The following is a 23,932-nucleotide window of genomic DNA, read 5'->3' on the forward strand; positions in this document are numbered from 1 at the left end:
CCGGCGATGACAACCCTGCTGGGCTTCCCCGACCCCACCGAGCTGGCCGCGGCCACGCCCGCCGGGCGCGATCGCGCCCTGGACGTCATGCGGATTACCGCGCTGCTCGGCGTCGTCATCGGCCACACCGTGATGGCCACCAGCGTCATCCGCGACGGTGTGCTGATCTGGGACAACCTCCTGACGGCCTCGCCCGCGCTGGCCGGCTTGACCTGGGTCTTCCAGGTCATGCCGCTGTTCTTCTTCGCCGGCGCCGCCGCCTGCCTGACCACGTGGCGGCCCGGCGAACAGTGGGGCGGCTGGCTGATGAAACGCTGCACCCGATTGTTCCGGCCGGTCTTCTTCTACCTGGGGTTCTGGGCCGCCACGCTGGCGGTGCTGCGCCCGCTGTTGCCGCAACACGTCTACGAACCGGTGGCCGGCGTCAGCATTCAGCTGCTGTGGTTTCTCGGCGCCTACGTGCTGGTGCTGGCCGCGATGCCGCTGCTGTGCCGGATCGCCACCACCGGAACGCTTTTCGTCGGTGTCGCCGTGGTCTACGGAGCGATAGCGGTCGTCGACGTACTACGACTGCAACACCCGGCGCTGGCGCCGATCGGCTATCTCAACCTCGCCGTCTGGCTCATCCCGGCCATGTTCGGTGTCGGCTACCGGCGCGCATTGCTGCCGCGGCGCGCGGCGCTGGCAATCGCAGTGATCATGGTGGCGATCGACGTCGCACTGGTTCGGTTCGGGCCCTACCAACTGAGCATGGTGGGCACCGGCGACCACCAGTTGTCCAACACCAGCCCGCCGTCGCTGTTGCTGGCCGGGCACGCGATCGCGATGAGCGCGCTGGCGATCTGCGTCGCGCCAGCGATCACCCGATGGGCGCAGCGGCCCCGGGTGTGGTGGCTGACCGCGGTCGGAAACTCCGGGGCCATGACGCTGTACCTGTGGCATATCCCGGTGCTGCTGGGTGTGCACCTGCTCTTCGATCAACTGGGCTGGGCCCGCTACCCGGGGCTGCCGCATTTCGTCGCCATCAGCGTCGCGCAGTTGATCGTCGTGGCCGCCGTGGTGGCGCTGTTGTTCACGGTGTTGCGGCCACTGGAGAACAACCCGCTGCCCGGTTGGGACGGCCGGATCTCGGCGGGGCCGGGCCGTGGCACCGCCGCGGGCCTGCTGCTCATGGCGGCCGGCGCCGCAACGCTGGTCGCGGTCAAGTGGGGCCTCAAAGACGACGGACTGATCTGCGTCGCGGTCATGCTGGCCGCGCTGACCGGTGCGCGGCTGCTGGTCTCTGGGCAAGGCTCGCCGTCGTCGAACACGTCGTCGCCCATCCCGTCGCGGTCCTGATCGGGCGGCAGGGGAGTGCCGGTCCCGATCGCATCCGGCAGTACCAGGCCCGCTCGCGGCGGGTCGCGGTACAGTTTCGTCCTGTGAAATTCGGCCGATCGACCGTGCTGCCGGCCTTGCTGGTTGTTGGCGCACTGACGGTTTCGGCCTGTGGTGACGACTCTGCGCAATTGGGGTCCGCCGAGGACCCGGCGGCGGGCGTGGACTGCGGGGGCAAGCAGGCACTGCACGCCGGCGGCTCGACCGCCCAGGCAAGGGCGATCGAACAGTTCGCTTACGCCTATTCCCGTGCCTGCCCCGGACAGGGACTGGACTACAACGCCAACGGCTCCTCCGCCGGAGTCGATGACTTCATCGCCAACGCGATCGATCTGGCCGGCTCCGAGGTAGCGCTGGACCCCACCAAGACGCAGCCGGAACGGGCCGCGGAGCGGTGCGGTTCGCCGGCCTGGGACCTGCCGGTGGTGTTCGCCCCGATCGCCGTCACCTATCACCTCAACGGGGTGAACAGCCTCAGCCTGGACGGGCCCACCCTGGCGAAGATCTTCAACGGCACCATCGGGAGCTGGGACAACCCCGCGATCAAGGCACTCAACGCCGGTGTTGCGCTGCCCGCACTGCCCATCCACGTGGTGTATCGCAGCGACCGGTCGCCGAGCACCGCCACTTTCCAGAAGTACCTCGAAGTCGCCTCTGACGGCGGGTGGTTCGCCGGCGGCGGCGACATGTTCAACGGCGGCATCGGCGAAGCCGCCACCGGCAACAACGGTGTCGCGGCGGCGCTGCAGAGCACCGACGGATCCATCACGTACAACGAATGGTCGTTCGCGGTCGGCAGGCAGCTGCCCATGGCGCAGATCAGCACCGCGGGTGGCTCGGCACCGGTGGCGATCTCCGCCGAATCGGTCGGCAAGACGATCGCTGGGGTGAAATTCGTGTCGGACGCGAACCCGAACAACGACCTGGTGCTGGATACGGCGTCGCTCTACCGGCCCGCCGAGCACGGTGCCTATCCGATCGTGTCGGCGACCTACCAGACGGTCTGCTCGAAATACCCCGACGCCGCCACCGGCACGGCGGTCAAGGCGTTCCTGCAGGCTGCGATCGGTCCAGGCCAGGACGGGCTGGACCAGTACGGCTTCATTCCACTGCCGGCGTCCTTCAAATCCAGGCTCCTGACTACGGTCAACGCGATCTCGTGACCGTTTACGGCGTCGGCGCCGGTTAGTCTGATAGCCAATCTTTCGCCGCAGTGCGCGGCACTGTGGTCGAAGGGAGCGTCGTCGGTGAACAATCCCGAGCCGGGTTCGCGGACCGGGTCGCGATTCGGCCCCTATCAATTGGGGCGGTTGCTCGGCCACGGCGTCGTGGGTGATGTCTACCGGGCCGAGGACACCCGCAACGACGAGACGGTGGCGCTGAAGCTCATCTCTGAGTCGCTCTCCGCCGACGAGGCGTTCCGCAGCCGGCTGGAGGACGAGGCCGAAGCCGCCGGTCAGCTGACCGAGCCGCATGTGGTGCCGATCCGCGCCTACGGCGAGATCGACGAGGTGCTCTACCTGGAGACGGGCCTGATCGACGGCACGGATCTGGCCACCGTCTTGGCCGATGGAGGCCCGCTGAGCCCGCCGCGCGCGGTGGCCATCGTGCGGCAGGTCGCCGCGGCCCTGGACGCGGCACACAATGCCTATGTCGTCCACCGTGACGTCAAACCCGACAACATCTTGGTCACCCAGGACGATCTGGCGTATCTGATGGACTTCGGGGTGGCCGCGGCGATCGCCGAACCGGGCGCCCGGGCCAAGCCGTCCGTCGGCACCCTCGCCTACATGGCTCCCGAGCGTCTGACCGGCGAGCAGGTCACCCACCTGGCCGACATCTACTCGCTGGCCGCTGTGTTGGCCGAGGCGCTCAGCGGGGTGCGTCCGTTCTCCGCCGACAGCGTCGACGAGGCGATCGAGGAACGTCGCACCGCCGAGCCACCGCAGCCGAGCAAGCTGCGCCCGGGGCGGGTTCCGGCGGCCATCGACGCGGTGCTGGCCCGCGGGCTGGCTCGCAAACCCGAGGAGCGCTACAGCAGCGCCGGTGAGCTCGCCGCCGCTGCCTACCAGGCGCTGACCGAGCCCGAACGCCACCAGGTGTCCCGGTTCCTGCGGCGCGGCGAGCCCGCACTGCATCTGCCCGGCGGCCTGGAACCCGAGCCCCGGTCCGAGAGGCGGGGCGGCACTGCTCTGCCGGCCGCCGTGAGCCGAGCAGGATGGGCGCCGTCGGACATCGGATTGGGTACTGCATTGGGTGCCGGTCTGGGCGGCCCGCCCCCGGCTCCGTTCCCGATGTCGCCCCTGCGTAACGATCTGCAGACTCCGATCTCGGCCATGCCCACTCCGTCCCGGCGGTGGCGGCTGCCCCGCAAGCCGGTGCTGGTGGCGGCCGGTGCGATCGCCGCGGTCGCCGTCGTCGCCGGCATCACGCACCTGGTGTCGGAGCCCTCGTCGGCGACGCCGGTCGCGGCACCCCCACAGGACGTCTTGCCGTTCACCGACCTGGACTACCGGCTCTCACCGGGTGGGGTGGCTCTGGACGGTGACGGCAATGTCTACGTCACCAGTGAGGGCATGCACGGGCGGGTGGTGCGCCTGGCCGCCGACTCGACTGCCTCGACGGTGGTGCCCTTCAGCGACCAGTACCAGCCGCGCGGCGTGGTGGTCGACAGCATCGGCAACGTGTACTTCTCCGACGTCAACGACCGGGTGGTCAAGGTCGGGGCGGACGCCGACACTCACACGGTGCTGCCGTTCGTCGGCCTGGACGACCCCGACGGGGTGGCGGTGGATGCCGACGGCGGCAACGTCTATGTCGCCGACCGCGGCAACGACGTGGTGCTGCGGCTGGACACGGCCACCAACACCCAGACCACGGTGCCGTTCGTCGGCCTCAACAAGCCCGATGGGGTGGCGGTGGACTCCGCCGGCAATGTCTACGTCACCGACACCGGCAACAACCGGGTGCTCAAGCTGGTGGCCGCCTCAGGTGAGCAGGTGGTGCTGCCCTTCACCGGGATCGTCGCGCCGTGGGGTATCGCGGTGGACGAGGCCGGCGACGTCTACGTCACCGAGCACAACCGCAACAAGGTGGTGAAATTGGCAGCCGGTGCCGCGATCCCGGTGGTGCTGCCGTTCACCGGTCTCAACGCCCCGTTGGACGTTGCGGTCGACAAGCACGGCAATGTCTATGTCGCCGACCGCGGCAACGACCGCGTCGTCAAGGTGGACGCGGACAGCTGAGGACCGCCTGAGGCGCCGGTGCTGTGACGGCTGCCTCACCGAAACGCCAGGTAACATTTTTTGCGTGGACAGTAGCGTCGTGGGCCCCGCAGCGGCCGTCACCGATCCGGTGACCGACGCCCGGGGCACGACCATCGGACACCACGACCACGATCACGATCACGATCACGATCACGCCGGGCATGCCCATGGCGTTCGAGTCGTGCGCGATGGGGGCTGGCACCGCGCAGCGACGTGGGCGCGACGGCTTGCCTGGGTCAGCCTGGTCCTGGTGGGAATCGAAGGCGTGGTGGGTCTGTGGCAGGGCCTGGCCGCCGGTTCGATCGCCCTGACTGGGTGGGCGCTGGGCGCCATTCCCGAGGCGATGGCCGGGGCCGTGGTGATCTGGCGATTCACCGGTGCCCGCACCCTGTCCGAGACGGCCGAGCGGCGCGCCCAGATCGGCGTGGCGATCTCGTTCTGGATCAACGCGCCCTATATCGCCGCCGAATCGGTACGCCACCTCTTCGGCGACCATCGCAGCGAAGGCAGCACCATCGGCATCGCGGTCACCGCCGCGGCCGTGCTGGTGATGCCGGTGCTGGGCCGGGCTCAGCGACGGCTCGGCACGCGGCTCGGCTCGGCGGCGACCGTCGGTGAGGGAGTGCAGAACTACCTGTGTGCGATCCAGGCCGCCGCGGTGCTGGTCGGCCTGACCCTCACCGCGCAGTGGTCCGGCGGTTGGTGGCTGGACCCGCTGATCGGTCTGGGGGTGGCCGCCGTTTCGGTGTGGCAGGGCTTCCGGTCCTGGCGCGGCGAGGGCTGCGGCTGCTGAACGCCGCTGAGGCGTCGCGTCTACCGACGCAAAGTCCCGACTGCCCTGGAGCTGGTGGTGGTGCTCGACAGGAACAGTCGGGACGGGAGACAGATTACGGCACCGCGGGGTCGGGCGCCAACGCTTCGGAGCCCAGCCGATAACGAATCAACCGCGAGCTGTTGGCAACCACGGCCACCGACGACGCGTTGTGCAAGATCGCCGCGAGCACCGGTGACAGCGCGCCGCCGGCGCCGATCAACAGGCCGACCGCGTTGACCGCGATCGACATGCCGTAGTTCTGCCGGATCACCTCGACAGCACGTCCGCCCAGGTCCCGGACGTCGAGCAGTCGGCGCAGGTCGTCGTTGGCCAGGGCGACATCGGCGGTCTCCACCGCAACGTCGGTACCAGCCAGACCCATCGCGATCCCGATATCCGCGGCGGCCAATGCCGGTGCGTCGTTGACGCCGTCACCGACCATGCCCACCACGTAGCCTTCGTCCTGCAGGCCGCGTACCACCGCCAGCTTGTCCTCCGGCAGCACCTCGGCTCGCCATTCGTCGATGCCGAGTTCGGTCGCCACCGCTGCCGCGGTCTCCGGGTGATCGCCCGTGAGCATGACGATGCGGCGAACACCTTTGGCGCGCAACGCCTCAAGCACCTCGCGCGACTCTGGGCGTACCTCGTCGCGCAGACTGATCAACCCGACCAGGGTGCCGTCGACAGCCAGCAGCAGCGGGGTCTCGGCCTGTGCGCGCAGCTTGGCGACCCAGTCGGCCGCCTTCTTGGAGATACGGACCTTCTCCGAGCGCAGCAGGTTCGGGCTGCCCAGCAGCAGGGTGCGGCCGTCGGCCCAGGTGCGGATGCCCAGCCCCACCAGGACTTCGCATTCCTCATGCGGCGGGATGCTGATGTGGCGTTCTTCGGTGGAGCGGATCACCGCTTCGGCCAGCGGGTGACGCGAGTGCAACTCCGAGCTGGCGGCGTAGGCGAGCACCTGTTCGGGCTGCCAATCCTTGTGGATGGCAACGATATTGGTCACCACCGGGCGGCCCACCGTCAGCGTGCCGGTCTTGTCGAACACGATCGCGTCCACCCGGCCGGCCTGCTCCAGATGCGAGCCGCCCTTGATCAGGATGCCGCGACGCGCACCGTTGCCGATCGCCGCGCTGATCGCGGTCGGCGTGGCCAGCCCCACCGCGCAGGGGCAGGCGATCAGCAGCATCGTCATCGCCCGACGGACATCGCCGGTGAGCACCAAGGTGATCGCCGACAGGATGAAGGAGGCCGGCACGAAGCGCCGCGAGAAGTTCTCGCCGACCGTCTGAATCGGTGCGCGGTCGTGCTGTGCCTCCTCGACGCGGCTGATGATGCGGCCGATCACGGTCTGGTTTCCCACTGCGGTGGCCCGGACCACCACCCGGCCGCGCACCACCACGGAACCGGCGTGCACCCTCGCCCCGGCGATCACGCTGACCGGCAGCGTCTCGCCGGTGATCGCGGACTGGTCGACGATGGCCTCCCCGTCGACGACTTCGCCGTCGACCGGGATCGCCACGTGGTCGTGGATGATCACCTCGTCGCCGATCTGCACCGTGTCGATCGGCACCTGTACTTCGGTACCGTCGGGCAACCGGACCCACGCGGTGTCCTGGTTGCCGCGCAACAGATCCGAGATGGCGCGGCGGGTGCGGCGCAGCGTCAGATCCTGCAGGTACTCACCGATATTGAGCAGCCAGAGCACGGTCAGTGCGACCACGTTCTCCCGGAGCACCAGGCTGGCCACGGTCGCGGCGGTCACCAGTGCGTCGGTGCCGGCCCTGCCGGACCGGATCGAGCGCAGTGCGCCCCGCAGGAAGGGATAACCCATGAAGACCGTGGCGCCGGTCGCGACGAGTTGGCCGCTGGGCCCCAACAGCGGCGGCCGGGCAAAGACGTAGCGGCGCACCCCCAGCACCGCCAGCGCCGCGCCGCCGATCACCATGCGCAGCACATCGGTGTTGCGGATGTCGGCCGAGCGTGGCGTGCGGGCCGGGATCAGCTCGGCTGCGACGGTGGCCGCAGCCGCGATGGCCGCCAGGATCTCTGCGGTGTCGCTCCGCTTGGGGGAGTACCAGACCACGACCGAGCCGGTACGCGGATAGGCGTGCACGGTACGTACGCCGTTGACGCGGCCGGCGGCCTCTTCGGCGGCCACCGCACGCCGTGAATCGCCGCGGACCCACGAGACCTGCACCCGCATCCGGCCGGCCGCGTCGGAGATGACGGTCAGCTCATCGCCGGCGGGCACGGTTGCTATGGCGCTGCTGTTCATCGCTGCGCTCCCCATCCTCGGCGCCGGTCGGTCAGTGGTCGTGGTCGTGCTCGACGGCCGCGGCCGGCGGGGTGGCCTCCTCGCCGATGCGCTCGCGGGCCTCGGCCACGACGTCGGCCACCTTCAGCCGTGCCGACTCGGCGACCTCTTCGGCCCTCCGGGTTCCGCGCAGACTCCACTCGGTGGCGGTCACCGCTGCCTCGTGCAGCGGAGCTTTCGCCAGTGCCCGGCGGGCCACCTCATAGGCGCTCACGCCAACCAGTCCGGTGAACACCGTCGACGCCGCTTTCACCAGCAATCCCTGCACTGCCATGAGTCATCTCCTCTTCGTACGGCGGGTTCTTGCGGGCAAGCGTATCAGCATATAAGCATTTATGCATGAGTCATGGCTCGCGAAGTGTGCGACCGATGGTCTGTCGACCGTCGGTCAGCTCAGATGTCGGGTGACCTTCTCGCTGGCCCGGCGGCGCTCCTGCAGGTCGGGATCGGGGTTGGCGACCTGGACCAGCGACCCGCCGACGGCGAACACCGTCAACATGTTGTCGATCAGCTCGGTCGGGTTGTCCCAGCTATTGGTCGACCAAACCCGATCCGACGACGTCAAACCCAGTGCCGCCGCGCACTTCTCGCACGAGGCCAGCACATCGTCGGCGGACGATCCGGCCAGGGCGGGGCCGGGGGCGCGCTCGGCGTCGATCTGGTCGCCGTGCACCCGCACGGCGGTCGCATAGTCGGTGACGCCCACCGGCAGGTCGGGGGCGGGCCGGCCGAACGGATCCAGGGACAGCACCACCACCTCGCCGCCGGTGGCGGCCACCGCCGCGTCGGCCTCGGCGAGCCGGTCGGCGGTGCACAATGCGACATCGGCATCGCCGTCCGGATCGCCGAGCACCACCTCGGCCCCGATCCACCAGGCGCCGAAGAGCACCGCCGCCGTCTGCCAGTGCGCGGGGAGCAACACCGCGATGCGACTGCCGGCTGCGGCGCCGAGCTCGTCGCGCAACAGGTTGCCGGTCTTGGCGGCCCAGTTCGCCAGCGTCGCCGCGGACAGCTCGATACGTTCCCCGGTCGCGTCGTCGTAATAGGTGATCCGTGGCCCCACCGGGTCGGCGCGCATGATCGGGTCAAGGATCGCCGAGCTGAGGTTGGTCACCGCAGCGACGTTAGTTCACGCACTGGGGATCGTTGGAACCCGCGGTCAGAATCGGTGACGCAACGGGGATTTGGGGTGCCTCGCCGTCGTCGTAGCTGGAGATGCCGGCCGCCTGCGCGCTGGCGCCCCCGGAGCCCATGCCCGATCCGGGCCCGGTGTAGTCGCCTGCCAGCACGACGCGGACGGCGCCGGCCGGGAGCGACTCATTGGACACCACCGGCAATCCGCCGAGGTCCCTGGCCACCGCCCGTGCGCCGGGGTCGTCGGCCGAGGCGGCCTGCACCTGACTGGTGGGCACATGCCCGGACTCGTTGTTTCCCACGGCTCCGGTGCCGAAGCCCTTGGCGCTGAGCACGCCGGAAACCGCGGCGGCCAGGCCGTTGATGTCGGTGTCGTTGAGCACGCTGGCGGTGGTCTGTTCCGGGTTGTAGGCCAGTTGTTCGGTCTTGCCCTCGTCCTGATCGTGCAGCAGCCCCGCGACCCAGTCCGCCACCTGGTCGGGGTCGACACGCACCACGCTTTGCATACCGTCGTCGCTCCAGCCCGACTCCTCGAGCACCGGGATGGTGGCGAACGCCACCTTGCCCGCGGCCAGGTCTTGGGCTTTCGTGACGAAGTCGATTACGTCCCACCCGGCCGACAGCACCACCGACCGCTGTACCGCCGCCTGCAGCCGCGACAGGGTGCCGGGGCTGGACAGCGTCTTTCCGGAGATCACCTGGTGCGCCAGCGACGCCATCACCGTCTGTTGACGCCGGACCCGGTCCAGGTCGCCGTGCGGGAGTTCGTGGCGCTGTCGCACGAAGCTGAGCGCCTGGGCGCCACCGAGTCGCTGCCAGCCGGCCGGGAAGTCCGCGCCGGAGAGCTCTTCGTAGACCGGCTCCCGGAGGCAGACGTCGACGCCGCCCAGGGCATCGGTGATCAGTGCGAACCCGAGCAGTCCGATCTCGGCGTAGTGGTCGACGGTGACTCCGGTCAGGTCGGCCACCGTCTTGATCAGGGCCTCCCGGCCCGCTTCGGTACCGCGCGCCTGGGCCTGGACCGGGTCCATTCCGGATTCGACGAGCGCGTCGGCGGTCTCCAGTCGGGTGGCCCCGTACACGCCGTTGATCTTGGTCTTGTCCAGGCCGGGTGCCGCGACGTAGGAGTCGCGGGGGATCGAGATCGCGGTGGCCGACTTCCCGTTGTTGGGGATCCGGACCAGGATGATCGTGTCGGTGTTGGTGGCTTCGTCGTCCCCGACGCGCAGTGCGGCCAGCTCTTCGGGGGTCAGCGGATTGCCGTGGGCGTCGGTGCGGCTGTCCATCCCGACCAGCAGGATGTCGACCGCGCCATCGGATCCGCCGTTGCCCAGGGCCAGCGACGAGACGTGGAAGATGCCGTCCTCGAACGACCGGACTTGACTCCACGCCACTCCGGTACCCAAGACGACGGCGACGGCTGCCACCGTGGCAATCACACGAATCACACGTTGCGCAGGCATCACTTCAGATTACTTGCGTAACTGCTGTATCGCCGGTAGCCGGGTGCGGCGTGCCAGACCGGTGGTTTAGCGAGCCTCGACGGAGGAGAGGCGAAGCTGGAACCGCCGCATAAGCTCGACGGTCATGAGTACTCGGCAGCGGATTGTGATCACCGGCGCCGGCGGCCAAGTCGGCACCTTCCTGGCCAAACGCGCCGCGGAGGCCGGTCATGACGTGCTGGCACTGACGTCGGCCCAGTGCGACATCACCAAGGCCGCCGCGGTGGACGCCGTGGACCTGCGGCCCGGTGACGTGCTGATCAACTGTGCGGCCTACACCAACGTGGACGCCGCCGAGCAGGATGCCGAGCGGGCGCATGCCGTCAACGCCACTGGACCGGGTCACCTGGCCGCCGCCAGCGCGCGAGCCGGTGCCCGCCTGATCCACATCTCCACCGACTACGTCTTCGACGGCGACTTCGGCGGCGCCGCGCCCCGCCCGTACGAGCCGGGGGATGCCACCCGGCCGCTGTCGGTCTACGGCCGCACCAAACTGGCTGGTGAGAACGCGGTGCTGGCAGCTTCGCCGGATGCCCTGGTGGTGCGCACCGCCTGGGTTTACACCGGCGCTGCCGGCGGCTCCGACTTCGTCGCGGTGATGCGCGAGCGGGCCGCGGGCGATGCGGACGTGGAGGTGGTTGACGACCAGATTGGATCCCCGACCTATGTCGGCGATCTCGTCGATGCGCTGCTGGCGCTGGCGGCCGCACCGCCCAGTGCCCGGGTGTTGCATGCCGCCAACGCCGGTGCCGCGAGCCGGTACGAACAGGCCCGTGCGGTGTTCGCCGCCGTCGGCGCCGATCCGGACCGGGTGCGGCCGGTCAGCAGTGCGGCGCATCCGCGCCCGGCCGCCCGGCCCGCCTACTCCGCGTTGTCGGGGGCCGAGTCGGCGCGCGCCGGCCTGACACCGCTGCGCCGGTGGAGCGATGCACTGTCCGCCGCCGTGGCCAGATAACCTCTACGCCGTGAGTGAGGCGCTACCGGTGGTGACGGTGACCTATTCGCCGGGCTGGCACCTGGACCGCTTCCTGGCATCGCTGTCGCTGGCGACCGATCGCCCGGTGCGGGTGGTGATGGCCGACAACGGATCTACCGACGGTTCGCCGGAGGAAGCCGCGCAGCGCTATCCCAACGTGCAATTGCTGCATACCGGGGCCAACCTGGGCTACGGCGGAGCGGTCAATGCCGGGGTGGCGCTGCTCGACGCCGAGGACGGCGAACGCAGCGAGTTTCTCATCGTGGCCAACCCCGACGTGCAGTGGGGTCCGGGCAGCATCGAGGCCCTGTTGGATGCGGCCGCGCGCTGGCCCCGGGCGGCGACGCTGGGTCCGCTGATCCGGGAACCGGACGGTTCGGTGTATCCCTCGGCGCGTCACCTGCCCAGCCTGATCCGCGGCGGGATGCACGCTGTGGTCGGCCCGGTGTGGCCCAACAATCCGTGGACCCGCGCTTACCGGCAGGAGCGGCTGGAGCCCAGCGAGCGGGCGGTGGGGTGGCTCTCGGGCGCCTGCCTTCTGGTGCGCCGCGCCGCGTTCGACGCCATCGGCGGCTTCGACGAGCGCTACTTCCTCTATATGGAGGACGTCGACCTGGGGGACCGCCTGGCCAAGGCCGGCTGGCTCAACGTCTACGTGCCCGAGGCCGAGGTGCTGCACCAGAAGGGCCACGCCACCGGCAAGGATCCGGCACGCAACCTGGCCGCCCACCACCGCAGCACCTACACCTACCTGGCCGACCGACACCCCGGCTGGTGGCGGGCCCCGCTGCGCTGGACCATGCGGGGCGCGCTGGCGGTGCGCTCACAATTGGCGGTGCGTAACGCCCGCCGCAAACTGACGAAGGGGCACCCGTGACACTGAGCCAAGTCGACGCGGTCGTCCTGGTGGGCGGCAAGGGGACTCGGCTGCGGCCGCTCACCCTGTCGGCGCCCAAGCCGATGCTGCCGACCGCGGGTCTGCCGTTCCTCACTCATCTGCTGTCGCGGATCGCCGCCGCCGGCATCGAGCACGTGATCCTCAGCACGTCCTATAAGCCGGAGGTCTTCGCCGAGGAATTCGGTGACGGAGCCGCACTGGGTCTGCAGATCGACTACGTGACCGAGGAAGAGCCGCTGGGCACCGGCGGCGGCATCGCCAACGTCGCCGGAAAGCTGCGCCACGACACCGCGATGGTGTTCAACGGTGATGTGCTGTCGGGGGCCGATCTGACCGAGCTGCACGACTACCACCGCGAGCAGGGTGCCGAGGCGACCCTGCACCTGGTACGAGTCGGCGACCCGCGGGCCTTCGGCTGCGTGCCCACCAGCGACGGGCGGGTCACCGCGTTCCTGGAGAAGACCGAGGACCCGCCGACCGACCAGATCAATGCCGGTTGCTACGTGTTGTCCCGGGAGGTCATCGACCGCATCCCGCGGGGACGCCCGGTTTCGGTGGAACGCGAGGTGTTCCCCGCGCTGCTGGCCGACGGTGTGAAGGTCTGCGGCTACGTGGACACCAGTTATTGGCGCGACATGGGCACCCCGGAGGACTTCGTGCGGGGCTCGGCGGATCTGGTGCGCGGCATCGCGCCGTCACCGGCACTGGGCGGGCAGCGCGGTGAGGCCCTGGTGCACGACGGCGCCTCGGTGGCGCCGGGCGCGGTCCTGATCGGCGGCACGGTTGTGGGGCGAGGCGCCGAGATCGGCCCGGGCGCCCGGCTGGACGGTGCGGTGATCTTCGACGGCGTGAAAGTCGAGGCCGGCAGCGTGATCGAACGCTCGATCATCGGGTTCGGCGCCCGAATCGGTCCGCGGGCGCTGATCCGTGACGGGGTGATCGGCGACGGCGCCGACATCGGGGCCCGCTGCGAGTTGCTGCGCGGGGCCCGGGTGTGGCCCGGGGTGTCGATCCCGGACTGCGGGATCCGCTACTCGTCCGACGTGTGAGCCGGCTTTCCGCTGACTCTGCGCTCAGGGCGCACCCTTCTCGAACTTTCCCGCCGTAGACGCAGAGTCAACGCCTGGATCAGGCGGCCGCGACGGCCCGCGCCACCAAATGCGCCAGCGCGTCGTCGGCGTCCGGCGGCAGCGCATCCACCGGCCACCAGCGCAGGGCAAGCGACTCGTCGCTGATTCCGATCTGCGCGCCCGCGGGCGCGTGCGCCACGAACTGAAGGTCCAGGTGCCGGGTCGGCAGACCCAGCGAGCAGGTCACCGGATGCACATGCACGGCGGCCAGTGCCGGATCCAGCCGCAGCTCGGCGATGCCGGATTCCTCGGTGGCTTCGCGCAGGGCGGCGGCGACGATGTCGGGGTCGGTGTCCTCGCAGTGCCCGCCGAGCTGTAGCCAGCGGCCTACCCGCGGGTGCAGCGTCAGCAGCGCGTGCTCACCGGTGTGGTCGAGCACCAGTGTCGACGCGGTGATGTGGCCGGGAACGCATTCACGCCGGCACGCGTCGGGGCGGGCAGCCAGAAACGCCAGCACCGCATGTCGGAGCGAGTCTTGCGCGGAATCCGGTGCGGCCCAAGCGCTCAGTGCCGCGACCGCGGAGTCGTGCAGACTCATCGCCGCACCAGCAGGTCGCCGACGTCGGCCGGTGCGCGGGGTTCGGGCGGGTCGGTCGGGTAGCCGATCGCGATGGCGCCCAAGGGTTCCCAGTCGGGCGGCAGATCGAGCTCGGTCCGGACCAACTCGGGGGTGAAGATCGTCGAACCGATCCAGCAGCTGCCCACACCCCGTACCGCCAGTGCCACCAACAGCCCCTGGACGGCGGCGCCCACGGCAACCGTGAACATGGTGTGCTCGGCGGCGGTGCGGGCGGCGTCGGGGTAGTGGTGGGCGCCATCGGGGACCATCATCGGGATGACGACTTCAGGTGCGTCATAAAGGATCTGGCCACGTGAGACCCGGGCCTCAATGGACTCGGGGGACTTGCCGTCACCGGTCAGGTCGGATCGCCACTGCTGCGCCATGGCATCGAGCAGCCGCGTGCGCACGCTCGGGGTCTGCAGCCAGACGAACCGGACCGGACGGGTGTGGTGTGGGGCCGGCGCGGTCAGCGCCTCGGCCATGGCGTCGGTGATCAGTTGCGCCGGAACGGGCTCGCCGGCGAAGCTGCGCACGGAGCGGCGCAGCAGTTGCGCCTGGCCGCGTCCGACCTCGATAGCCTCGGCGGTACCGAGCCAGAACAGATCTTCCGGGCCGGAACGCACCAGTGCGGCGGCGGTGGAACCGTTGTCGGGGCTGGTAACGCCGCGCACCACCGCCACTGGAACATCGGTGAGCTTGCCCTTGACCAGGTCGGCGGCCGCGGCGAGTTCGTCGGCGACGGCCACTTCGGTGACCACCAGTTCGTTGCCGTGCCGGTCGACAGACCCCGCATAGCCGTTGAGCACCGACAGGCCCGACGCCCCGATCGCGAGGTCGATCTGGCCGTGGCGCCAGGCGCGGCCCATGGTGTCGGTGATCAGCACCGCCACGCTGACCCCCAGACGCTCGGCCAGCCCGGCGCGCAACGCGGCGGCGCTGCCGTCGGGATCGACCGGCAGCAGCGCGAGTTCGTCGGAGCCGACGTTGGAGCCGTCCACACCGGCGGCGGCCTGCACCAGACCGAGGCGGTTCTCGGTGATCCAGGTGCGGCCTTTGCGGGCCAGCACGCGTACCGCCTCGGCCTCGACCAGTTGGCGGCGCAATGCATCACGTGCCTCGGCGTCGTGCGGCGCCGGAACGATGCGGCCCTCACACTTGGACACCACCTTGCTGGTGACGACCACGATGTCGCCGTCGGCCAGCCATGGGGCGGCCTCGGCCAGTGCGGTGGCCAGATCGTCGCCGGGGCGGAACTCGCCCAAGCCGGTCACCGGCAAGATCTCGACCTTGGCGGCGCTACCGTGCTCGCCCTGCCCCTTTATGGTGACACCCCCGCGAGATCCAGTCCGGTGCGGACCATTTCGGCCGTGGCGGCCGGATCGGTCATCAACAGCGGGGCGGCGCTTACGGTCATGCCGGCGATGTCGTCGCCATGGGCGGACTCGCCCTCGTGTACCAGCCAGTAGTCCAGGATCCCGGTTCCGCTGCGGGCGCCATAATGCTCGCCGACGGCTCGAGAGGTGGAGTCCAGGCCGATCACGCTCAGGCAGACATCGGCCATGCCGCGCAACGGCTTACCGGCGATGATCGGCGAGTAACCGACGATCGGTGCCGCGGTGGAGCGCAGCGCCGCGCGGACACCCGGAACGGCCAGGATGGCGCCGATGCTCACCACCGGATTGGAGGGCGCCAGCAGGACGATGTCGGCGCCGGTGATGGCATCGACGACTTCCGTTGTGGCCGTGGCCTTCTCTGCGCCCACGAAGCCGAACCCGTGGGTGGAAACCTGCGCGCGGTAGCGCACCCACCATTCCTGGAAGTGGATTGCGCGCTGGGTGTCGTCGGCCGGGTCGGTGATGACGACGTGCGTTTCACAGCTGTCGTTGGTGACCGGCAACAGCAGCGCGCCCGGCTGCCAACGCTGGCACAACGCCGAAGTCACCTCTGTCAGCGGATAACCGGCGCGTAGCGACTGGGTACGGACCAGATGGGTGGCCAGGTCGCGGTCGCCGAGGCCGAACCAGTCCGGCTGCATCCCGTAACGGGCCAACTCCTCCATGGCGTGCCAGGTTTCGTCGCGGTGACCCCAGCCGCGCTCGGGGTCGACGCCGCCGCCCAGGGTGTACATGCAGGTGTCCAGGTCGGGGCAGATGCGCACCCCGTGCATCCAGGCGTCGTCGCCGACGTTGACGACCGCGGTCAGTTCGTGCGCGTCGGCCCCGGTGTCAGCTGGGGATTCGGCGAATTGGCCCAGACCCAGTAGTTTCTGGACGCCGAGCAGGAACCGGGCGCCGCCGACCCCCCCGACGAGAACGGTGACCTTCACAGCGCACGACAGTACCTTTGGCGCCGAGATGGCTGGCGTGGCGGACCGCCGTCGTCGCTCCATCGGGGACGCGGTAAGACACGCCGAGGGGCGGGTGTGGGGTAGATGACAGGGACTCGCCGGTCTCGGACACGTTGGAAATCGATCACGGGATGGTAAGGAATTTGGCCAATCAGCTTGACCGGGCTGATCAACCCGTGTCTAATCACACTAGTGTCATTTCCCGGTTGGCCAGCCGATTTCGGTGTCGCAGACCGAGATTCGATCACATGTTCGAATTGGGATGGTCAATATCTTCCGATTCGAGCGACATATCAGGATCGCGCTACAGGTGAGGAGGCGGAGCATGTCCTATGAGCACCTTTGGGGCGTGATGGGGGGAGCACCGCACGCCGGTGCCGAAATGGCTACGCCGAGCGGGCTGGAGGCGCCGGAGGCGTTGGAGCCGATGCCCAGCCGGCCGCATCTGAGCCTGGTTCCCGAGCCCGAGGACTACGACGAATTCGAGCCGTTCGACCCTGCGTCGGCCACCAATGAGCAATGGCAGGACCGCGCCCTGTGCTCGCAGACCGACCCCGAGGCGTTCTTCCCGGAGAAGGGCGGCTCGACCCGAGAGGCCAAGAAGATCTGCCAGCGGTGCTCGGTCCGCAGCGAGTGCCTGGAATACGCCTTGGGGCACGACGAGCGTTTCGGTATCTGGGGTGGGCTTTCCGAGCGTGAGCGCCGCCGCCTCAAGCGCGGCATCATCTGAGCCGGCGACTAGTCGTCGATCGTTGGGTCGATGACGTTGGGCTCGACATCCAAGTAGGTGGCGACTTGAGCCACCAGAATCTCGTGCAATAAGTCGCCGAGTTCTGTGCTGTCGTTTGCGCGTTGCTCGATCGGCTTGCGGAACAGCAAGATTCGGGCCCGCGTCGGATTTCCTCGAACGTCCACCCCGGCGGGAATCAACCGGGCCAGCGGAATCGGTCCGTCCGCGACCACTTCTGGCGGCCACTGCACGCTGTCGGGATCCTTGGCGGCGATCCGCGGGATCTCGTCGACGGCGACGTCAAGAGCCGTCAACCGTTGCTTCCAACGTTGTTCGATGGGCTCGTAGGCCTCCAGCACCGCCATGTCGAACCGTTCCGCACGGGTGCGCCAGCCCGGCACGGTCGGCGGCAACAGCGGTCCGCGGGTTTCACGGCCGCGCCTGCGGCGACGCGTGGCGATCACGCAGAAGATGGTAACGGTTGTGCATAGGGTGCCGGCCCATTGCGCGTGTCCGGCGCTGCGGGGGAGCGCGGCCACGATAGCCTCACGGGCGTGAACGTTCCCCGTCGTTGCTGCCGGCCAGGGTGTCCGCACTATGCGGTGGCGACGCTGACGTTCGTCTACTCGGACTCCACCGCCGTGGTCGGCCCGCTGGCGACTGCCGCTGAGCCGCATTCCTGGGACCTGTGCTTCAACCATGCGGGCCGGATCACAGCCCCGCGCGGTTGGGAACTGGTCCGCCACCCCGGCCCCTGGGTGTCTCCCGAAGAAGATGACCTGATCGCCCTTGCCGAGGCGGTTCGCGAGCGTGAATCCGGGCGAGCGGCCCCGGCCAACGGGTGGTACCCCCAGACCAATCCGGTCGACTCCGCGACCCGGGGAGCGCCCACCGCCGGACTCGGTGGCGGCGTGCTGGCACCGCCTGGTCCGCCCGGCAAGACCAATGGTCGGCGCCGTGGCCATTTGCGGGTGTTGCCAGACCCGTCGGACTGATCGCGGGTTCCGGGCTAGGCTTGAGCGTCAAGAGTCCACTGCGTCAGGAGCCCTGTCCATGTCTCGGCCCGCTGCGGCTGTCCACCGTGTGATCAAGGCGTACGACGTACGCGGCCTGGTCGGTTCGGAGATCGATGAATCCCTCGTCACCGAGGTCGGGTCCTCGTTTGCCCGGCTGATGGCCGAGGAAGGCGCCCGGCAGGTGGTGATCGGCCACGACATGCGGGACAGTTCGCCGGTGCTGTCGGCGGCGTTCGCCGAGGGCGTGGTCGCCCGGGGCCTGGATGTGGTCCGGATCGGGTTGGCATCGACCGACCAGCTCTATTTCGCCTCCGGGGCGCTGGACTGCCCGGGTGCGATGTTCACCGCCAGCCACAACCCGGCCGCCTACAACGGCATCAAGCTCTGCCGGGCGGGCGCCAAGCCGGTGGGCGCCGATACCGGCCTGGGCCGAATCCGCGATGAGCTGATCGCCGGCTTGGACTCCGACTGGGCCCCGGGCGGCGACGGCCACGGACCGCGCGGAACCGTCACCGACCGCGACGTGCTGGCCGACTATGCGACATTCCTGCACTCGCTGGTCGACATCTCCGGCCTGCGTCCGCTGCGCGTGGCCGTCGACGCCGGCAACGGAATGGCCGGCCACACCGCCCCTGCGGTGTTCGGATCGGTCGGCGCGATCACATTGCTGCCGCTGTATTTCGAGCTGGACGGCAACTTCCCCAACCACGAGGCCAACCCGCTGGATCCGGCCAACCTGGTCGATCTGCAGGCCTTCGTGCGCGAGCAGGGCGCGGATATCGGGTTGGCCTTCGACGGCGACGCCGACCGATGCTTCGTGGTCGACGAGCGCGGAGAGCCGGTTTCCCCGTCGGCGGTGACCGGCCTGGTGGCCGCCCGCGAATTGGCCCGCGAGCCCGGGGCGACGGTGATCCACAACCTGATCACCTCGCACGCCGTACCGGAACTGGTCACCGAACTCGGCGGCACACCGTTGCGGTCACGGGTCGGGCACTCCTACATCAAGGCGCTGATGGCCGAGACCGGGGCCATCTTCGGCGGGGAGCACTCGGCGCACTATTACTTCCGGGATTTCTGGGGTGCCGACTCGGGCATGCTGGCGGCCCTGCACGTCCTGGCCGCGCTCGGCGAACAACAGCGGCCGCTCTCCGAGCTGACCGCCGACTACCAGCGTTACGCGGCGTCGGGAGAGATCAATTTCACCGTCGCCGATGCACAGGCGTGCGTGGATGCGGTGGTCGGATCGTTCGGCGACCAGGTGTCCGTGGACCACCTGGACGGCGTGACCGTCGACCTGGGTGCGGGCAGCTGGTTCAACCTGCGCAGCTCCAACACCGAGCCGCTGCTGCGGCTCAACGTCGAGGCACCCGACGCCGCCGCGGTGGACGCGGTGGTGGCCCGGGTCGCTGCGCAGATCGAGGCTGTCAGCTCCGCGGAGAAGTCTCGTCCGTGACCGCTTTCTCCGGCTCCTTCTCCACCGTCGACCTCGATGACACCGAGGCCCTATTGGCGGCCGACCGCGACGGCGCGCTGTGGGCCGCGTCGATGGCCGGGGCACAGGTGCGCGCTACCGCCGCGGCGGTCGATGAGGGTGCCCTGGATGCCGTGCGCAGTGAAAGCCGTGACTACCCGCCGCGGGCGGTGATCTGGCTGGCCACCCGCGGTACCGCGGCCACGGCCGGGAGCCTGTTGGCCGCCACGCACGGCGATTCGGTGCGCGCACCGCTGGTGCTGGCCGCTGAGGCCCCGTCGTGGATCGGTTCGCTGGACGTAGTGGTGATCGCCGGTGATGACCCGGGCGATCCGGCGCTGGTCGCCGCGGCCGCGGCCGGGGTACGTCGCGGGGCGCGGGTGGTGGTCGTCGCGCCCTATGAGGGGCCGCTGCGCGACGCGACCGCCGGCCGCGTCGCAGTGCTGGAACCGCGGATCGCCGTCGCGGCGGAGTTCGGCCTGCCGCGCTACCTGGCCGCCGGGTTGGCCATCTTGGACGCCCTGGAGCTGGGCGGCGCGGGTGCGCCGAGTGACCTGGGCGCACTGGCCGACGAGCTCGACGCCGAGGCGCTGCGCAACAGCGCCGCGCGTGAGTTGTTCACCAACCCAGCGAAATTGCTGGCCGACCGCATTGTCGGGCGCGCCGTCGCGCTGGCCGGTGACTGCGCGGCGACCCTGGCGCTGGCGCGACACGGCAGTGCGGCGATGCTGCGGATCGGTCAGACCGCGGTGGCGGCGACCGGGCTGGCCGACGCGGTGAGCGCCCTGCGGGCGCGGTCCGCCGGTGGCAACGATGACGCCGACATCTTCCACGACGAGCAGATCGACGGCCCGGCCCTCGACCGGTTGCGGGTGCTGGCGTTGACGCTGGCCGCCGAACGTACCGTGGTGGCGGCCCGAATCAACGGCTTGGGCGATGTGGACCTGGTCGCAGCCGGGGATGTACCGGTGGCGCCGGGTGCCTCGGCGGAAACCGCGAACCCGACCCAGGGGCCGCCCCCGAGCGGCCCAGGCCCGGCCGAACAACAACTTGCGGTGTTGGCAGTGCGGTTGGAGATGGCCGCCGCCTATGTGCGACTTTTGCGGGGTTGACGGGAACAGTGGAACAACTACGCGGTGCGATACGGACCTACGCCTGGGGCTCGAGGACAGCTATCGCCGAATTCACCGGCCGGCCGGTTCCGGCGGCACATCCAGAGGCCGAACTGTGGCTGGGTGCACACCCCGGGGATCCGGCCTGCCTGGAGACCGACACCGGCGAGGTGTCGTTGCTCCACGTCCTAGCCCAAGACCCGGAGGGCCAGCTGGGGCCGCTCGCCCAGACCCGCTTCGGTGATCGCCTGCCGTTTCTGGTCAAGGTGCTGGCCGCCGACGAGCCACTGTCGCTGCAGGCCCACCCCAGCGCCATGCAGGCGATCGAAGGCTACGAGCGCGAGGAGCGGCTCGGGGTCCCGGTGTCCTCGCCGATCCGCAACTACCGCGACACCAGTCACAAACCGGAACTGCTGGTGGCGCTGCAGCCGTTCGAGGCGCTGGCCGGCTTCCGCCCGGTGGCGCGCACCATCGAGCTGCTGAGGGGGCTGGCGGTATCGGACCTGGACCCGTTTATCGACCTGCTCGGCGGCCAGTCCGGCAACGGTCAATCCGACGTGCAGTCCGACGCCGACGGCCTGCGGGCGCTGTTCACCACATGGATCACCGCACCCCAACCCGATTTGGACGTGTTGGTGCCCGCCGTGCTGGAAGGGGCCATCCAGTACCTCAGTTCTGAGGCCGGCGAATTCTCCGCCGAGGCCAAGACGGTCCTCGAACTGGGAGAGCGGTACCCCGGTGACGCTGGCGTCCTGGCCTCGCTGCTGCTCAACCGGGTCAGTCTGGCGCCGGGGGACGCCATCTTCGTATCGGCCGGCAACCTGCACACCTACCTGCACGGCGTAGGTCTGGAGGTGATGGCCAACTCCGACAACGTGCTGCGTGGCGGACTGACGCCCAAACACGTCGACGTCCCCGAGTTGCTGCGGGTGCTGGATTTCACCCCCACCACCGAGGAGGCGCTGCGGCCGGCCACCTACACCGACGGACTCGAGGTGGTCTACCAGACCCCCGCCGAGGAATTCGCGCTGTCGCGACTGACCCTCGATGGCACCCACCTCGGCCACGAGGTGGACGCGCCGGCGCGCCACGACGGTCCGCAGATCCTGCTGTGCACCGAGGGCTCGATCACCGTGCACGCCAAGTCCAAGACGCTGACGCTGCACCGCGGCGAGTCGGCCTGGGTGCCCTGCGACGACGGGCCGATCCGGCTGCTCGCCCAAAAACCAGCCGCTCTGTTCCGGGCGACGATGGGCCTGTGAGTGTCTTCCTCCGGTAGTACCAAGGCCATCATCGCGGCCCTGGCGGCCAACGCCGGTATCGCGGTGGCGAAGTTCACCGGCTACGTGATCACCGGTAGCGCCGCCATGCTCGCCGAGGCGGTGCACTCGGTGGTCGACACCTCCAACCAGACGCTGTTGCTGTTCGGACAGCGCGCCGCCACCAAGGCACCCGACGCGCTGCACCCCTTCGGGCACGGCCGCAGCCGCTACTTCTGGTCGTTCGTCGTGGCGCTGGTGCTGTTCAGCCTGGGCTCGATGTTCGCGCTGTACGAGGGGTACGAGAAGCTTCGCCACCCCGTCGAGTTGAGCTCGCCGCTGGTGGCGATTGCGATCCTGGTGGTGGCGATCGCGTTGGAGTCCTACAGTTTTCGGACCGCTATCGTCGAGTCGCGCCCGCTGAAGGGCCAGAGCAGCTGGTGGCGGTTCCTTCGCAACTCGCGCAATCCCGAGCTGCCGGTGGTGTTGTTGGAGGACACCGCCGCGCTGATCGGATTGGTGCTGGCGCTGGCCGGCGTGGGACTGAGCGTGCTCACCGGAAACCCGGTGTGGGACAGCGTGAGCACCCTCGGGATCGGTGTGCTGCTCGGTGTGGTCGCCGTCTTCCTGATGGTGGAGATGCACAGCCTGCTGATCGGTGAGGGCGCCACTGCCGCCGAGGATCAGGCCATTCGCGCGGCGCTGGAGGGAACCGAGAACGTCACCCGCCTGATCCACATCCGCACCCAGTACCTGGGCCCGGACGAGATGCTGGTGGGGGCCAAGATCGCCGTGGTTCCCCGGCTGGACCTGGCCGGTGTCGCGGCCACCATCGACGCCGCCGAAGCCAATATCCGCGCGGCCGTGCCGGCGGCGCTGGTCATCTATCTCGAGCCGGACCTGGACCGGACGCCTGTGCCACACTCGGTGGACCAGAAAGGTTGATCGCTTTGTCCAAACTTTCCTTTCCACAGCTGATCGCCGCCTGCCAGGCCGGTGGCGCCAGCACCCTGAGCCTGTCCACCGAGCTGGCACCCGCCGGGGGAGCCCACGCCGCGATCAGCCCGGTCCACCGCGCCGCGCGCTCAGCGTCGGCCGCTGAGACCCGATTGATCGACGGGGAACCGACGGCCACGGTGCTCATCGATGACAACCAGAGCCAGGTCCAGCGTGTCGAAGCCGCGATTCTGCAGGCCATCCGTGACCAGCATCCGCTGTTGAGCCGGGTGCCGCGGATGGAGGTTTCCTACGAGGGTGGCCGGCTGGCCTACACCGATCTTGAAATGCCGCAACGCATTTTCGACGGGCACTTTCTCACCGGCTCCATCGACGGCAAGCCCGCGATCGCACACCCCGCCTACCGAGTGGCCCGCGAGAGCACACCGGACAACGCTCGCGCGCTGTTGGAGTTGAGCCCCGGCAGCCTGGTCTTCGGTGCGATCGACGCGGCCCTGGGCACCGGCCAAAGCCGGTTCCGCGGAGTGCTGTCCGGCGAGATCATCGGCGTATTGGTCGATGGCGCATCGACGGATTCCCGTGCGGTGGCCGACACCGGTGTGTGCTGCACCCGGATCATCCGCACCCAGGTGCTCAGCTTCGCCGCACTGCGGCAACTGCGGTTCGACTGCGGTCCGGCCGGCGACGAGGCATGCCGCGTCCTGCTGGCCGCCTATGCGCTGGCGGGGCTGGCGCGTTCCAACGCCGAACTGAGCATCCGGGCCAACTGCGACCTGGTGGAAACCGGCCCCACCACGCTCAAACTCGATGCTCGCGACGGGGAATTCGTCGAACTGACCGCGTTGTCGATTGCCGAGGCCGACAAGCTGCTGGAACGTGCGCTGGTGGAGGCCTACCGGGAGGCCGACATCACCTGGCGCGGTCAGGTGCTGCACGTCACCGGTAATTCCGCGGCCTACACCGCCGCCCAGAACGGCGGAGCGCCACAGGACACACCGGTCATGCATGCGCCTCGGCGGTTCCGGTTGCCGCACTTCATCGAGAGTCGGCTGAGCGCGCCGAACTGA

At 69.4% G+C, this 23,932-nt stretch carries 22 protein-coding genes; 14 read left to right on the forward strand and 8 right to left on the reverse strand.

From position 1 onward, the window contains the following. Positions 1-6 precede the first annotated feature (6 nt). The 4 genes from ACJH71_RS11325 to ACJH71_RS11340 all read left to right on the forward strand — a co-directional run bounded on the left by ACJH71_RS11325 (position 7) and on the right by ACJH71_RS11340 (position 5,436). Positions 7-1,338: an acyltransferase gene (locus tag ACJH71_RS11325; RefSeq protein WP_406758108.1), complete on the forward strand. Its 1,332-nt coding sequence runs from the start codon at positions 7-9 to the stop codon at positions 1,336-1,338. 83 nt (positions 1,339-1,421) lie between these two features. After that, positions 1,422-2,540 (forward strand): phosphate ABC transporter substrate-binding protein PstS, encoded by a 1,119-nt coding sequence (gene pstS / locus ACJH71_RS11330; RefSeq protein WP_406758109.1) that lies wholly within the window; start codon positions 1,422-1,424, stop codon positions 2,538-2,540. Positions 2,541-2,624: 84 nt separating this feature from the next. Further along, entirely contained in the window at positions 2,625-4,622 is a 1,998-nt protein-coding gene (locus ACJH71_RS11335; RefSeq protein ID WP_406758110.1) for a serine/threonine-protein kinase PknD, read from the forward strand. 202 nt (positions 4,623-4,824) lie between these two features. Further along, positions 4,825-5,436: a cation transporter gene (locus ACJH71_RS11340; protein ID WP_406758198.1), complete on the forward strand. Its 612-nt coding sequence runs from the start codon at positions 4,825-4,827 to the stop codon at positions 5,434-5,436. Positions 5,437-5,530: 94 nt separating this feature from the next. Here the strand turns inward: ACJH71_RS11340 and ctpC are convergent, their stop codons facing one another. The 4 genes from ctpC to ACJH71_RS11360 all read right to left on the reverse strand — a co-directional run bounded on the left by ctpC (position 5,531) and on the right by ACJH71_RS11360 (position 10,371). Further along, positions 5,531-7,732: a manganese-exporting P-type ATPase CtpC gene (gene ctpC / locus ACJH71_RS11345; RefSeq protein WP_406758111.1), complete on the reverse strand. Its 2,202-nt coding sequence runs from the start codon at positions 7,730-7,732 to the stop codon at positions 5,531-5,533. Positions 7,733-7,763: 31 nt separating this feature from the next. Further along, positions 7,764-8,045 (reverse strand): DUF1490 family protein, encoded by a 282-nt coding sequence (locus ACJH71_RS11350; protein WP_046284995.1) that lies wholly within the window; start codon positions 8,043-8,045, stop codon positions 7,764-7,766. A gap of 114 nt (positions 8,046-8,159) precedes the next feature. Continuing rightward, complete coding sequence (locus ACJH71_RS11355; protein WP_406758112.1) at positions 8,160-8,885, reverse strand: TIGR03089 family protein; 726 nt, start codon at positions 8,883-8,885, stop codon at positions 8,160-8,162. 10 nt (positions 8,886-8,895) lie between these two features. Next, positions 8,896-10,371, reverse strand: a complete 1,476-nt coding sequence (locus tag ACJH71_RS11360; RefSeq protein ID WP_406758113.1) for an LCP family protein — start codon at positions 10,369-10,371, stop codon at positions 8,896-8,898. Between the two features lie 121 nt (positions 10,372-10,492). Here ACJH71_RS11360 and rfbD point away from each other — a divergent pair, with 121 nt between their 5' ends. Genes rfbD through ACJH71_RS11375 form a run of 3 tightly spaced genes read left to right on the forward strand, consistent with a single transcriptional unit; the run spans position 10,493 to position 13,330 of the window. Then, positions 10,493-11,362 carry a dTDP-4-dehydrorhamnose reductase gene (rfbD, locus tag ACJH71_RS11365; protein WP_406758114.1) on the forward strand — a complete coding sequence of 290 codons (870 nt, stop codon included), beginning with the start codon at positions 10,493-10,495 and terminating at the stop codon, positions 11,360-11,362. Between the two features lie 28 nt (positions 11,363-11,390). Continuing rightward, positions 11,391-12,260 (forward strand): glycosyltransferase family 2 protein, encoded by an 870-nt coding sequence (locus tag ACJH71_RS11370; protein ID WP_406758199.1) that lies wholly within the window; start codon positions 11,391-11,393, stop codon positions 12,258-12,260. Beyond that, entirely contained in the window at positions 12,257-13,330 is a 1,074-nt protein-coding gene (locus tag ACJH71_RS11375) for a sugar phosphate nucleotidyltransferase (RefSeq protein WP_406758115.1), read from the forward strand. The genes ACJH71_RS11370 and ACJH71_RS11375 overlap by 4 nt, the downstream gene beginning before the upstream one ends. A 79-nt stretch (positions 13,331-13,409) precedes the next feature. Here ACJH71_RS11375 and ACJH71_RS11380 read toward each other — a convergent pair whose 3' ends face one another. Genes ACJH71_RS11380 through cofD form a run of 3 tightly spaced genes read right to left on the reverse strand, consistent with a single transcriptional unit; the run spans position 13,410 to position 16,299 of the window. Further along, the gene (locus ACJH71_RS11380; RefSeq protein ID WP_406758116.1) at positions 13,410-13,949 is read right to left on the reverse strand and encodes an NUDIX hydrolase; all 540 of its coding nucleotides are present in this window, start codon (positions 13,947-13,949) and stop codon (positions 13,410-13,412) included. Continuing rightward, complete coding sequence (locus ACJH71_RS11385) at positions 13,946-15,295, reverse strand: coenzyme F420-0:L-glutamate ligase (RefSeq protein WP_406758200.1); 1,350 nt, start codon at positions 15,293-15,295, stop codon at positions 13,946-13,948. Before ACJH71_RS11385 ends, ACJH71_RS11380 begins: the two co-directional genes overlap by 4 nt. Further along, positions 15,292-16,299, reverse strand: coding sequence for a 2-phospho-L-lactate transferase (gene cofD / locus ACJH71_RS11390; RefSeq protein WP_406758117.1), 1,008 nt, complete (start codon positions 16,297-16,299; stop codon positions 15,292-15,294). Before cofD ends, ACJH71_RS11385 begins: the two co-directional genes overlap by 4 nt. A 346-nt stretch (positions 16,300-16,645) precedes the next feature. On the opposite strand from cofD, the gene ACJH71_RS11395 reads away from it, so the two are divergent. Further along, the gene (locus ACJH71_RS11395) at positions 16,646-17,050 is read left to right on the forward strand and encodes a WhiB family transcriptional regulator (protein WP_406758118.1); all 405 of its coding nucleotides are present in this window, start codon (positions 16,646-16,648) and stop codon (positions 17,048-17,050) included. Between the two features lie 8 nt (positions 17,051-17,058). On the opposite strand, the gene ACJH71_RS11400 is transcribed toward ACJH71_RS11395, so the two are convergent. After that, entirely contained in the window at positions 17,059-17,511 is a 453-nt protein-coding gene (locus tag ACJH71_RS11400) for a metallopeptidase family protein (RefSeq protein ID WP_406758201.1), read from the reverse strand. 93 nt (positions 17,512-17,604) lie between these two features. Here ACJH71_RS11400 and ACJH71_RS11405 point away from each other — a divergent pair, with 93 nt between their 5' ends. Genes ACJH71_RS11405 through ACJH71_RS11430 form a run of 6 tightly spaced genes read left to right on the forward strand, consistent with a single transcriptional unit; the run spans position 17,605 to position 23,932 of the window. Then, positions 17,605-18,045 carry a DUF3499 domain-containing protein gene (locus ACJH71_RS11405; protein WP_406758119.1) on the forward strand — a complete coding sequence of 147 codons (441 nt, stop codon included), beginning with the start codon at positions 17,605-17,607 and terminating at the stop codon, positions 18,043-18,045. 58 nt (positions 18,046-18,103) lie between these two features. Beyond that, positions 18,104-19,519, forward strand: coding sequence for a phosphomannomutase/phosphoglucomutase (locus ACJH71_RS11410; RefSeq protein WP_406758120.1), 1,416 nt, complete (start codon positions 18,104-18,106; stop codon positions 19,517-19,519). Further along, positions 19,516-20,649, forward strand: a complete 1,134-nt coding sequence (locus tag ACJH71_RS11415; RefSeq protein WP_406758121.1) for a TobH protein — start codon at positions 19,516-19,518, stop codon at positions 20,647-20,649. The genes ACJH71_RS11410 and ACJH71_RS11415 overlap by 4 nt, the downstream gene beginning before the upstream one ends. Before the next feature lie 8 nt (positions 20,650-20,657). Beyond that, complete coding sequence (manA, locus tag ACJH71_RS11420; protein ID WP_406758202.1) at positions 20,658-21,911, forward strand: mannose-6-phosphate isomerase, class I; 1,254 nt, start codon at positions 20,658-20,660, stop codon at positions 21,909-21,911. Further along, positions 21,912-22,853, forward strand: coding sequence for a cation diffusion facilitator family transporter (locus ACJH71_RS11425; RefSeq protein ID WP_406758122.1), 942 nt, complete (start codon positions 21,912-21,914; stop codon positions 22,851-22,853). A 5-nt stretch (positions 22,854-22,858) separates the two neighbouring features. Then, the gene (locus ACJH71_RS11430; RefSeq protein ID WP_406758123.1) at positions 22,859-23,932 is read left to right on the forward strand and encodes a type I-U CRISPR-associated protein Cas7; all 1,074 of its coding nucleotides are present in this window, start codon (positions 22,859-22,861) and stop codon (positions 23,930-23,932) included.

The organism is Mycobacterium sp. SMC-15 (assembly GCF_045310925.1).
In the GTDB taxonomy this organism is placed as follows: Bacteria; Actinomycetota; Actinomycetes; order Mycobacteriales; family Mycobacteriaceae; genus Mycobacterium.

Excerpts from the sequence above, each read along its gene's own strand:
- ACJH71_RS11380 (WP_406758116.1), bottom strand. The coding sequence starts at position 13,949 with ATGAGTCTGCACGACTCCGCGGTCGCGGCACTGAGCGCTTGGGCCGCA.
- ACJH71_RS11395 (WP_406758118.1), top strand. The coding sequence starts at position 16,646 with ATGTCCTATGAGCACCTTTGGGGCGTGATGGGGGGAGCACCGCACGCC.
- ACJH71_RS11325 (WP_406758108.1), top strand. The coding sequence starts at position 7 with ATGACAACCCTGCTGGGCTTCCCCGACCCCACCGAGCTGGCCGCGGCC.
- rfbD (WP_406758114.1), top strand. The coding sequence starts at position 10,493 with ATGAGTACTCGGCAGCGGATTGTGATCACCGGCGCCGGCGGCCAAGTC.
- ctpC (WP_406758111.1), bottom strand. The coding sequence starts at position 7,732 with ATGAACAGCAGCGCCATAGCAACCGTGCCCGCCGGCGATGAGCTGACC.
- ACJH71_RS11350 (WP_046284995.1), bottom strand. The coding sequence starts at position 8,045 with ATGGCAGTGCAGGGATTGCTGGTGAAAGCGGCGTCGACGGTGTTCACC.
- ACJH71_RS11410 (WP_406758120.1), top strand. The coding sequence starts at position 18,104 with ATGTCTCGGCCCGCTGCGGCTGTCCACCGTGTGATCAAGGCGTACGAC.